The organism is Paenibacillus diazotrophicus (assembly GCF_042610465.1).
Genome location: NZ_JBGJZN010000001.1, coordinates 294,992 through 307,190, shown reverse-complemented (window position 1 = coordinate 307,190; position 12,199 = coordinate 294,992). Strand labels below are relative to the sequence as shown.

At 46.5% G+C, this 12,199-nt stretch carries 11 protein-coding genes; all 11 read right to left on the bottom strand.

Going from position 1 to position 12,199, the window contains the following annotated elements; translation table 11 throughout:
- Window positions 1–7: 7 nt before the first annotated feature.
- From ACAN54_RS01365 to flhA, 11 genes are read right to left on the bottom strand one after another with little or no spacing between them, the layout of a single operon-like run.
- Window positions 8–1,411: a FapA family protein gene (locus ACAN54_RS01365; RefSeq protein WP_379151402.1), complete on the bottom strand. Its 1,404-nt coding sequence runs from the start codon at window positions 1,409–1,411 to the stop codon at window positions 8–10.
- A gap of 30 nt (window positions 1,412–1,441) precedes the next feature.
- Window positions 1,442–2,230 carry a FliA/WhiG family RNA polymerase sigma factor gene (locus ACAN54_RS01360; protein ID WP_379151399.1) on the bottom strand — a complete coding sequence of 263 codons (789 nt, stop codon included), beginning with the start codon at window positions 2,228–2,230 and terminating at the stop codon, window positions 1,442–1,444.
- 50 nt (window positions 2,231–2,280) lie between these two features.
- Entirely contained in the window at window positions 2,281–2,697 is a 417-nt protein-coding gene (locus ACAN54_RS01355; protein WP_379151396.1) for a hypothetical protein, read from the bottom strand.
- Window positions 2,698–2,699: 2 nt separating this feature from the next.
- A complete protein-coding gene (locus ACAN54_RS01350) occupies window positions 2,700–3,197 on the bottom strand; it encodes a chemotaxis protein CheD (RefSeq protein WP_379151393.1) in 498 nt (165 codons plus the stop codon).
- Entirely contained in the window at window positions 3,190–3,783 is a 594-nt protein-coding gene (locus ACAN54_RS01345; protein WP_379154087.1) for a chemotaxis protein CheC, read from the bottom strand. The genes ACAN54_RS01350 and ACAN54_RS01345 overlap by 8 nt, the downstream gene beginning before the upstream one ends.
- A 36-nt stretch (window positions 3,784–3,819) precedes the next feature.
- Window positions 3,820–4,281 (bottom strand): chemotaxis protein CheW, encoded by a 462-nt coding sequence (locus ACAN54_RS01340; RefSeq protein ID WP_379151390.1) that lies wholly within the window; start codon window positions 4,279–4,281, stop codon window positions 3,820–3,822.
- 27 nt (window positions 4,282–4,308) lie between these two features.
- Window positions 4,309–6,384 carry a chemotaxis protein CheW gene (locus tag ACAN54_RS01335; protein WP_379151388.1) on the bottom strand — a complete coding sequence of 692 codons (2,076 nt, stop codon included), beginning with the start codon at window positions 6,382–6,384 and terminating at the stop codon, window positions 4,309–4,311.
- Between the two features lie 34 nt (window positions 6,385–6,418).
- Entirely contained in the window at window positions 6,419–7,819 is a 1,401-nt protein-coding gene (locus ACAN54_RS01330) for a protein-glutamate methylesterase/protein-glutamine glutaminase (protein ID WP_379151385.1), read from the bottom strand.
- 26 nt (window positions 7,820–7,845) lie between these two features.
- A complete protein-coding gene (locus ACAN54_RS01325; RefSeq protein ID WP_379151383.1) occupies window positions 7,846–8,736 on the bottom strand; it encodes a MinD/ParA family protein in 891 nt (296 codons plus the stop codon).
- Window positions 8,733–10,169, bottom strand: coding sequence for a flagellar biosynthesis GTPase FlhF (gene flhF / locus ACAN54_RS01320; RefSeq protein ID WP_379151380.1), 1,437 nt, complete (start codon window positions 10,167–10,169; stop codon window positions 8,733–8,735). The genes ACAN54_RS01325 and flhF overlap by 4 nt, the downstream gene beginning before the upstream one ends.
- Entirely contained in the window at window positions 10,166–12,199 is a 2,034-nt protein-coding gene (gene flhA, locus ACAN54_RS01315; protein WP_379151377.1) for a flagellar biosynthesis protein FlhA, read from the bottom strand. Before flhA ends, flhF begins: the two co-directional genes overlap by 4 nt.

The following is a 12,199-nucleotide window of genomic DNA, read 5'->3' as shown; positions in this document are numbered from 1 at the left end:
GCCAAATTTATACATTTGGGATCATGGATATATCTCCATCGCTGTAAATGAAGGTAACCCGTTCTGTTGTGTCCTTAACGAAACGGGTATACCTGCCGATCACAATTTTAGAACCTCCATAGATGGTTTTAATAACTTCTACTTTAGCTCTGCCTGTGTCTTCAAGTATTTTCTCGATCTCAAGCACGCGCTCTTTGAGCTTTTTCTCTTCTCGCATATGGGAATTCTTAGTGGCGTTCAGTTTCACACGAAGTGCCACTTTATCTGGAGAGAGCTGACCATTGTTTGCAAGCTGATTCAGCAGATACAAAGCTTTGTTGGTCTTATCTTCATTGTCAAGCAGCTGGCGAAGTTCCTGGCGGAGATCATTGATCTCATTTCTCAGCTGGGGTACTACCCCTACTTCAATCGCCGTTGCTGTCGACATCGTGTTACCGATGGTTCGCGCCACAACACGCTCACCAGCCTGAACTACTCCGCCAACGATCAAGCCCTTCGTTCCACTGCACAAGACATCCCTGCCAGCCTTGATATTGGAATGCATCACGCTCTGTGACACAATAACATCCTCACCTGCTACTACATTCCCATCCTGAATGAAGGAAACCTTCACATTTTTACCTGCGCTTACAAGTCCTTTATTATAACCTATAATTCCTCCGGTAATTTCGATTGAACCGCCTGAGATCAACTCCGCACCTTCAACCCCCCCAATTACACGGATATCGCCTGCAGATTTGACGGTAAACCCCGTCAGTACGTTACCGCGTATTACAACCGTCCCGACAAAATCAATATTGCCTGTGCTGTAATCCACATCCCCGTTCACTTCATATATAGGGAAAACATTGATCTTCCCTTTATCTGTTAAAGTGATTAGTCCATCTATGGCCGCATACATAGCCGTCTCTTCCTGATCGACAAGCACGTTCTTTCCCACTTTGAAATGAACTTCTTTGCCCGGTTTGAACGGCATCTCTTCACCAGTAACCATTGTACCGGTTTTGCCTGGACGAGGGGGAACGACTCTGGCGATAATCTGACCTTTCAAAACATTATGAAGGCGAACAAGGTCCTTGTAATCCACTTTCCCATCTGCCGTCTCCAGTGGTTTGCGGTCCTCTTCCAGATCGACAGAGAGTACTACGCGACCGTCTTCACCGTTCACAGCAGGTTGTCCTATCGCTATAGGCACCCTGCTAAAAAAGTATTCCTCCGGATTGCTGCTGATCCGTTGAACGATATCCTGCTGAATCCCGTAATGAATATTATGACTTTTCAGGAAGCTTTCCAGATCTTCTACCGTACAAGTGAAATTTTCATCCTTTTTCGAAAACTGAAGGTAAGCAATCCCCTTATCCTCCGAAAAGGTAATACTGATATACTGGCTCAAAACATAATGACCGATCAAATTTTGCTCCCCCTTGTCACCGTCGCCCGGTTAATCGTTTTGCATGAGAAGATCACGATTTTTTTCGAGTGTTCCTCTCAGCCGCAAAATGGCTTTCGAATGAAGCTGCGAAATCCGTGAAGGAGACAGGGACATCACCTCGGCGATCTCGCTCAAAGATAAATCTTCATAATATAAAAGGGACACGACTGTCCGTTCTTTCACTGTTAGCTTCTCGATGCCTTTGGTCAGGGTATCACGTAAATAGAATTCATTTACTTTTCGATCTGGATTCTTGGCTTTATCATCCACCAATATTGACAAGCGAGTCTCTGATTCTTCTTCCCGGATAGGGTCTTCCAGTGAGCAAAGTGACATGACTGCCACATCTTGCAACATATTCTGAAACTCCGGCTCCGATATATTCAGATATTGGCTCATTTCCTCGTCACTCACGGATCTCAAGTATTTCTGTTCGAGCTGTTGGTAGGCGTCCTCAATTTTCTTTGCTTTTTCCCTAACCGATCTGGGAACCCAATCACTTTGCCGCAAAGAATCCAGGATCGCTCCCCGCACCCGCCAGGAAGCATAGGTCTGAAACTGCAGACCACGCTTGTAATCAAACTTTTCTATTGCATCAATCAAACCCATCACACCATTACTGGCCAAATCATCTTTGGATACATTCTTGGGCAAACCAACTGCTAAACGGCTGGATACGTAATCAACAATATGGAGATAACTCTCAATCAGTTTCTTCTTGGCTTCAGGGTTCCCGTGTTCTTTCCACTGTTCCCAGAGACCATCCGTTTCCGATTGAGAAGTTTTATGCTCGTTCAATGGCTTTCACCCTTCCCAAAGTTTAGTCAGCAGGCATAGACAGAACCCGCTTATTCTTCTTTCAGGTGACGAACGGCCTTGGCCAATTCTTCAGGATCTTTCAAAGTGACTAATTTGGGAGGCTGAAGCGGTGTAAAGCCCTTCACATTCACACTCCCCTGTTCCGGTTTCTGTTGCAACATATTGATTAATTCCTCATCTTCACCCGGAGTGCTGATATCAAAATTGTTACCAAGGGTTTCATGCCCCTCATTGGAAGTTGTCTCGGCATTCTCCGGGGACCCGGATTGCTTAACAATAAAACCCAATACCCATCTTAAGAGGAAGGCAAGCAGAAACCAGACAATAAATCCAAAAAAACCTCGAATCAGACTGGTTCCTAGCAAGTTATGCCCATGGTTTATTAGAAAGGTAAAGCAAAAGCCCAACAATCCAAACAACAGACTTAATAGAATTTTACCATTCATCGCTATATTTCCTTAGTGCCTTTTTGAACACTGCGAATATACAATATTCCAGTGTTGCAGGCAATTTCTATCGTGCGTCCAAAATTCCCGCCTGTATCTTCTGCAATCAGCGGAATGTTCAAATCTTGTAGGGCAATCTTGCAGGATTCCACATTACGAGGCCCGATCCTCATGGTGTCACTCCCCCCGGCAAAGGCGAACATCTGAGAGCCACCAGCCATTTTGGCTACAAGACGGCTCCGGACGGCGCCAAGCGCAAGCAAGCGGGATAATAGCTCCGGCAAAGCGGTATCCGCAAATTTGGCGATATTCATCTGCCCGTCCCGAGCGATTTCGGATGAGGGCAGCATGACATGCGCCATCCCTGCAATCTTTTTCCCAGGATCGAACAATGTTACTCCAACGCAGGAGCCAAGTCCAGTTGTCCGGACAAGGCTTTCTTGACTGCCTACGTTAAGATCCGCCATGCCTACTTTGATGATGCTTTGTTCTTCAATCATTTTCAAACGGTACTCCTAATGATTTGAAAATTTTCGGGAAAGATTCCGGATCGGGAATAAGGAAAAATTGTCCCTCTATTTCATGTTGTCCTTCAAGAAAGGTCGTATCAATCAGCAATGCGTCATCCCCCATTTGCCCGAACTGCAGCAGACCATAGCTCAATATCGCTCCAGCCATGTCCATTGCAAGTGCAGGTACTGTTGGGTACATAGACAATGAAGTGAAGTCGGCAAGAGAGGATAAATAGGAACCTGCAAGAATATTCCCGATTTCGTTAAGGGCGGAAAGTTCCATCTCTCCCAATTCTTCACCCTCCGAGAGCTCAATGCCTGCGATTCGGCTAAGCAGGTTTTTTGCAGCTTCTGGTGAAAGTATGAAGAACAAATTTCCCGGCGCTTCACCTTCTACTCTTAAGAATACAGCATATACCAGCTCTTCGGCACCACCGACTTTGTCGGTAATTTCATCAAAATTCAGAAGTTGCACTTTGGGGACAGCCATATCAATCGGTTTGCCCAGCAGCTGGGACAACGCGGTGGCTGCGTTGCCGGCTCCAATATTCCCGACTTCTTTGAGCACATCCATTTTAAAATCTTTAAAGTTTTTGAAGAGCTCCACAGGTTAGCCCTCTAGACTTTCCAATTGCACGATTTCGTTCTTGTTCAGCACTTCTGACAAGTTGAGCATGATCAGCAAACGATCTTCTCCAATCTTGGCCACCCCGTCAAGGTATTTAGCTTTGATGCCCCCAACAACATCCGGAGGTGTATCAATGGAATCCTTGTTCAGGTCAATAACATCATTAGCAGAATCAACAATAAAGCCAACTTCCATATCATTAACATTCACAATGATTACACGGGTCTGATCCGTATGCTCCGCTTCCGCAATACCAAAACGGCCGCGCAAATCAATAACCGGAATAACCACACCGCGTAGGTTAATGACTCCTTTAATAAAGGAAAACGTCTTGGGGACGCGCGTAATCGGCATCATCCGCTCGATGGTTTGTACTTTATCCACTTCAATGCCATATTCTTCAGTTCCAAGTTTAAACACAATCACCTTAATATCTTCAGCCATGGAATGAACCTCCCTGTTCTATCCTAATTATTTAATAAAAGCGTTCGGATCAATAATGAGTGCGACTTGTCCGTCACCGAGAATAGTAGCACCTGAAATGCCTTGAACCTCCGGCAAATATTTGCCCAGATTCTTGATCACTATTTCGTTCTGCCCAATAAAATCTTGAACTGCGAGGGCAACCAGACGCTCTCCCTTGCGTACCACCACGATTTCAATCTCTTCTTCCGTGCTTTCATCATAATCCGGAACGGAGAAGATCTTACTAAGAGAAACCAGTGGAATATGAGTGTTACGGAATTCCAGCATTTTGTTGCCGTGAATGGACCGGATCTGGGATTGCTTCACGATGCCAGTTTCTACAATGGATGAGAGCGGAATTGCATATTTCTCCGAGCCCAACCGCACAAGCATTGCTGCGATAATAGACAGGGTCAGTGGAAGCTGTACCGAGAAGTTGGTGCCTTTGCCTTGAGTGGAATAGACTACCACGTTCCCGCCCAGCGAAGTAATTTTTGATTTGACGACATCTAGTCCAACACCGCGGCCAGATACGTCGGAGATCACCTCAGCGGTGCTGAATCCTGGAGCGAACAAGAGCTGTATAGCCTCATCATCAGAGTAATTCGATGCTTGCTCCTGGGTAAGTATCCCTTTTTTTATCGCAGACTGCAAAATCTTTTGTGGGTTAATTCCAGCCCCGTCATCTTCGATTTCGATAAAGACATGATTGCCGCTATGAAATGCCCGCAAGTTCACTGTTCCTGTATCCGACTTACCGGATGCTAAACGTTCCTGTATTCCTTCAACGCCATGGTCTACAGCATTTCGCAGCAAATGTACCAACGGATCACCAATCTCATCAATAACCGTACGGTCCAATTCCGTCTCGGCACCAGTAACAACTAGATCGATCTTCTTATCTAATGATTTGGCCAAATCCCGAACCATACGCGGAAAACGATTAAATACAGTATCAACAGGAACCATGCGCAGCTTCATAACAATATTCTGAAGATCACCGCTGACCCTGCCCATGTGCTCGACTGTTTCTGTCAGGTCCCCATTCTGGACTTCTGAAGCAAGCTGTTCCAGGCGAACACGGTCAATCAAGAGTTCACTGAACAAGTTCATCAGCACATCAAGGCGTTCAATGTCTACACGAATGGTCCGCGAAGGCGCCCCTCCGGTTCTGGCTGGTGATGCTTTGGATTCTTCTTTGGCATGTGCTTCAGCTGCAGGTGAAGCATTACTGTTGCCCGCAGCAGGAGCGGATGGTTTAACAGGTGCGGGTGCTTCTGAAGTAGCCGCCACCGTTTCCTGACCCATTTGACGCAGCGATTCCTGATCAAGCGCTACCGCAGTGACCTTGTCGATCTCCGACAGATTCAAGATCATCGCCTGAATTTCACTTGCTTCCTTCTGTGTTATGTAATAGAGCGAGAAGCCATAATCAAATTTCTCCTGCTCTATATCCTGAACCGAAGGGAAGGATTTAACAACCTCGCCCGAACGTTCGAGGAGATCAAAGACCATATATGCCCGTACTGCTTTGAGCTGGCAGTCCTTGCGGATTGCAACATCAACATAAAGCACTTTATGACCTTCCTGGAGTGACTGCTCCAGAACAGAGTATTGAAACTCATCAAGGTATACGGGAGCGTCTGCAGCCTTTGGAGCCGCTGCTGCAGCCTCAGGCACAGCACCGGCAGCAGTTGGGATCTCACCGCGGACAATCGCCTGCAATGAAGCAACAATAGCCGATACATCGGCCTTGCCTTCTCCACCGCCCGTAATATCCTCAACCATGGATTCAAGGGCATCCAGACTTTTGAACAGTGTGTCAAAAATGAAATCCTGCATCCGCAACTTGTTATTTCGCACTAAATCCAGAACATTTTCCATTTGGTGAGTAAGTGAAGCCAAATCTTCAAAGCCCATTGTAGCTGCCATACCCTTTAAAGTATGTGCTGAGCGGAAAATGACTTGCACAATGCTCAGGTCTTCAGGATTTGCTTCAAGCCCCATCATACTTTCGTTCAATGACTGCAGATGATCATTTGACTCATCAATAAACATGGATAAATATTGGTTCATGTCCACTAACGAGCACCTCCCCTTCAAGTTCACTTGTCCGTTATTTAACGGCTTGTACCAGCCTTGGAGCAATTTCTTGCAACGGCAGGATATGTCTTACACAATGCAACTCCACTGCAGATCGCGGCATCCCGTAGACTACGCAGGTTTCTTCGCTTTCAGCAAAAGTGGAAGTTACACCCGAATCATAAAGAGATTTCATCATTTTGGCGCCATCGCTTCCCATCCCGGTCATAATCACTGCGTGTCTCTCCAGTGATGTATAAGGGAGGATGGATTCGAAGAGGATATCCACGGAAGGACGATGTCCATTTCGGGCTTCTCCCAAAGTGAGATCAATTGCATACTGACCTCCTGCTGCCGGAACAACCCTCATATGATAACCCCCAGGAGCAATATATGCCGCCCCCTTACGCAGAATCATACCCTGCTCTGCTTCTGCAACTTCGAGAGGACTGAACGTATTGAGCCTCTGGGCCAGCGACTTGGTGAAATTGGGCGGCATATGCTGCACAATAACAATCGGTGCCGGGAAATCAGCAGGGATATTTTCGAGAAATGCTTTGAGAGCCCTTGGTCCTCCTGTGGAACAACCAACAGCAACCAGCTTACTCAAACCTGTATACGAGGATTTATGTTCCCCTGTAACAGAAGGATGATCATTTTTGGGGCCAGATGAAGTTAGAGGTGCCTGCCTTGTATCCGGTAGTGCCGGTCTGGCTTGCTCCTTCGAAAGGTTTTTCAAAGTATCAGTTGCCGATTTAGGAGGTGTAATCGACGGTTTGGCTCCCATCGGAGCTGAAGCGTTCTCCTTAGCTGTTCTACCCGGCGAACTTTTACCCTTATTCTGCTCTGTAGCAAGATTCGCTTCCTGTTTTCCCTTAGGCTTTTCTACTAATTTGCTTGCAGGATCCGGGAATTTCTTAATAGGCTCCAGTATCCTTTTGGCAGGATTGCGGATCGGCTCAGGTACAGTCGATACTTCCGCGGCCGGAAGCTCGGGCGTCTTATATGAAGTAGCTCTGGCTTCACGCTGCTTACGGGCAAGCATAGCCTCATTCATTTGCTCCCTCAGCGCTACACCCACAGATATAATGTCCTGCGAGTTTGAAATGGAAGGTTTGCGAATAAAATCAAACGCACCCGATTCCAATGCCAGAATGGTCTCCTTCATTCCCTCTTCATTGATGCCAGAGAGCATAATTACCGGCAGCGGACGCTTTGCCATTATTATTTTAAGCGCCTCCAGGCCGTTCATCTCCGGCATTTCAACATCCATGGTTACTAGATCCGGAGATAATTCATTTACTTTTTCAATGGCTTCACGGCCGTTCGCCGCTGTTGCAGCTACCTGAAAGTTAGCGTCATTTTCTATTAAATCAGAGATGATTTTACGCATAAACGCAGAATCATCAACAACTAAAACTCGATATGGCTTCATACCATTTCCACCTCTGTTCCTCAAATTCAGAACAATTCATGTGTTCGCTTCAACCACCTGCTGATAAATCCCTTGATGCCTTGAACTTTAGTGGTGTCTGCCGAATCTGCGGCCAAATAGCTTAGCGCAAGCCGATGTACATCTTTGGCAGCCGCACTGTTCGGAAAAGCCACTGAGAATGGAATTTGCTTCTTCACTGCCTGAACCACATGAGTATCACTGCTGATAAATCCAAGAAAAGAAATCTCCAGCTGCAAAAAACGATTGGCCGCCATACGAATCTTGTCACTGGTTACAGCTGCTTCTTTCTCATCCCCCGCCTGATTAACGATCAGTTTGAATGAAATATCAGGATGGGAGTTGTTCACTACCTTTATCAGTGCATAAGCATCAGTTATTGCAGTAGGCTCTGGTGTAGTCACCACAAGGCAGTCATCTGCTGAGGTGATGAATTTCATCGTCTCTTTAGAGAGCCCGGCTCCTGTATCAAACAGAATATAATCCATGGAGTCCGCAATCCCGGCAATCTGGTCAGTAAAATAGCTCAAGTCCGCCTCTGAGAGTGAAAAAAGCTCATCCATTCCCGAACCCCCTGCGATAAACGGAAGCCCGGTAGGGCCTTTCTGGATGATCTTGCTGATGTCAGCCTCTCTTTTCAATAAATGATAGAGGTTGTATCTGGCTGACACCCCCATAAGCACATCTATATTGGCCATACCAATATCTGCATCGAACAAAAGCACTCTCTTACCCAACGCTTTAAGTGCGAGCGCAAAGTTCAAGGTGAAATTCGATTTACCGACTCCACCCTTCCCACTACAGACGGTGATAATCCGGGCTGATGTCCCTCCACCGGAGGATCGTTTGGGCTCCTGGCTGGACACAAGCTGTCTCAGGGATTGCGCCTGATCCATCATTCGCCTCCTGTTCCCAAAATCATCCCGCTGATCTGTTCTTTGGTAGCCAACAGCAGATCATCAGGGACATTCTGACCGTTGGTAATATATGAAAGCTTAAGCGGAAAATCATTCAACACATTGAAAAGCGGTCCAAAGCTTCCAGTCTCATCAAGCTTGGTAAAGATGACTTTATCCAGCTGGTAGCGACCAAAATGTTCGGCGATTTTTTTCATATCCCGGCTTTTTGATGTTAGGCTGAGCACCAGAAAGGTCTCACTCTTAAGCTCTTTGGCCAGCAGACTCTGAAGTTCTGCAACCAGCATCTCGTTGCGGTAATTACGGCCAGCTGTATCCATTAATACCAGATCGCAGCCTTCCAATCGGAACAAAGCTCTCTGCAGATCACCAGGTGACTGAACTACCTCAAGCGGCATATTCAGTATAGCTGCATAAGTTCGAAGCTGCTCAACAGCCGAAATACGATACGTATCGGAGGTTATTAACCCTACCTTTCGTCCTTGCTTGAAAAGCTGTTCAGCAGCTAACTTGGCAATCGTAGTTGTCTTTCCCACACCCGTAGGGCCGGCAATATAGACAATCCGTGTATCTGGTGCAATACCGCTTGCAATACGTCCGGACAAAAAAGCTTCCATCTGGGTTTCAAGCATTTCACCGAACTGCTGTGGGAGCCATGTACGACCTTCTTCACTCCATTGTTCAAAGATATTGCTGATCCACTCATCCACCAGGATGACATCTGTCTCCTGCTCAATCAGACGGTTTCTCAGCTCTTCTAATGGTTCTGGAAGCTCAACCGCGCCAGAAGAATACCGTGCGATCCGCTCCATCCATTGTTTCATATCCCGTATTTCCCTGAGAACTTCACCCTCCAAATCAGGCGGTGCAGCCGCAACAGAACTCTTTCCCCTTGCCTCATCTATTGATGACATATTGGGATAATGGCCAACTGCAGGAGAAGATTGCTGCAAATGTGTATCTGTCTCAAAGAATTCTTCATCCTTATCAAGATCCACTGCTGGCAACACTGCTACAGCTGCACTTTTCTCTGATGCATCAGACAAGGCAGCGGCGATCTCGGCAAAAGCCCGTTTCGCCGCTGCCTCGTTCGCCGAGGAAGATGCTACAGCCACAGTTTCACTAGCATCACCTGCTGCAGGCACCGAAGAAGCAGCCGCAGCTTTCTGATATGCTTGTGGAACTGCGTTCCGCGGAATGCTCGGAGGAGCTGCCGGTTTTTTTCCGGAAGCAGCCGGCTTTTGCGCATCCTCAACAGCCGCGACAACCTCGATCTTTTTCTTTTTGAACATTCCCATGAAACCGCCAACTTTGACCTCTTTGGTGCTTAAGATGACGGCATCACTTCCCAGCTCGGTGCGGATGGAATGCATGGCGTCAGGCATCGTATCGACCACATAACGCTTCACTCTCATAGATTCACCACCCCAACGCTTTGAATTTCAATATTTGGCTCCAGTTCACTGTAAGATAGTACTGGAATGTCCTGCATGGTCCGCTCAATCACTTGACGTAAATACATCCGTATCGTTGGTGAAGTTAACACGATAGGCTGCTGTCCGGATTGAAGAAGGCGGTTAATTTGCTCTGTAAGACGCTGGTACACTGTCTGTGTAGAGACTGGATCCAGTGCGAGATAGCTGCCTTGTTCCGTCTGCTGCACACTTTCGGAAATTTTCTTTTCCAAATTCGGACCGACAGTAATGACCCGCAGTGTCTCACCGGCTTGCGAAAATTGTTGGGTAATTTGTCTGGACAAGGATTGACGGACATATTCAGTTAGAATATCAGGATCTTTGGTATAGGTACCGTAATCAGCCAGAGTTTCAAAAATAGTCACCAAGTCACGGATAGATATTTTTTCACGCAGCAGCTTGCCTAATACCTTCTGTACATCGCCAATTGCCAAAACAGAAGGGATCAGTTCATCCACGAGCACAGGATAATTCTCGCGAAGATTGTCAACCAGCTGTTTGGTCTCCTGTCGTCCAAGCAGTTCGTGCCCATAACGTTTGATAAGCTCAGTCAAATGAGTAGCCACTACGGATGGTGGATCAACTACTGTATATCCCGATAATTCTGCTCTTTCCTTGACGGACTCTTCAATCCACAATGCAGGTAGACCAAACGATGGTTCCACTGTCTCAATGCCATGAATCGACTCGTCATCATACCCAGGACTCATTGCCAAATAGTGATTAAGTAATAATTCACCACCGCCAACGTTATTTCCTTTAATTTTTATAACATATTCATTCGGTTTTAGTTGAATATTGTCGCGAATACGAATCACAGGAACTACCAGACCCATCTCCAGTGCGCATTGACGCCTGATCATAATAATCCGGTCAAGCAAGTCTCCACCCTGCCCCGTATCTGCCAGCGGAATAAGCCCGTATCCAAACTCAAATTCAATCGGATCTACAGTCAGTAAGTTGATTACACTTTCCGGACTTCGGACTTCTTCGATCTGTTTTTCTTCAACCAGCTGTTCATCTGCAATTTGCTTACGATTAGCCTTTTGGCTCATACTATAAGCTGCATATCCCATTAAGCCAGCTAAAGGCAGCGTTGACATGATAGTAATAGGTGTGAAGAATCCAAGAAAAGCGATGGTTATCGCTACAATGTACAGAAGTTTAGGATAAGACAAGAGCTGACCGGTCAAATCTTCAGCCAGATTGCCGTCCGATGCTGCGCGGGTAACAATCAGACCGGCTGCGGTAGAGATAAGCAGTGCAGGAATCTGGCTGACCAGACCATCCCCGATCGTTAATACGGAGTAGGTCGAGAGCGCATCCTGAAAACCCATACCATGAACTGACATACCAATAATAAAACCGCCTACAAGGTTGATGATTAGGATGATGATACTGGCAATTGCGTCACCTTTGACAAATTTGCTGGCACCATCCATAGACCCGAAAAAGTCTGCCTCGCGTTCGATCTTGCGTCGACGTTCTCCCGCCTGTTGTTCATTAATCATACCGGCATTCAAGTCGGCATCGATACTCATCTGTTTCCCTGGCATCGCATCCAGTGTAAACCGTGCGCCTACCTCAGCTACGCGTTCTGAACCCTTTGTAATAACAATAAATTGCACAACCACGAGGATCAGAAACACAACAAAACCGATGGCGATCTGGCCACGGGCAATCCAACTGCCGAATGTAGCCACAACCTCACCGGCATGACCTTCCGAAAGAATCAGTTTGGTAGTGGAAAGGTTCAATGCAAGGCGAAACAAAGTTGTAATCAACAGCAGTGAGGGGAAAATCGAGAACTGCAGCGGGTCCTTTGTATTCATTGCCACTAATATAATGGTTAAGGCTATCGAAATATTGATAATTAGCAGTACATCCAGAAGCCAAGCCGGGATGGGCAGAATCATCATAAGCACTATACCGATAATACCCAGTAAAACTGTTAGATCTCTTGCTTTCAA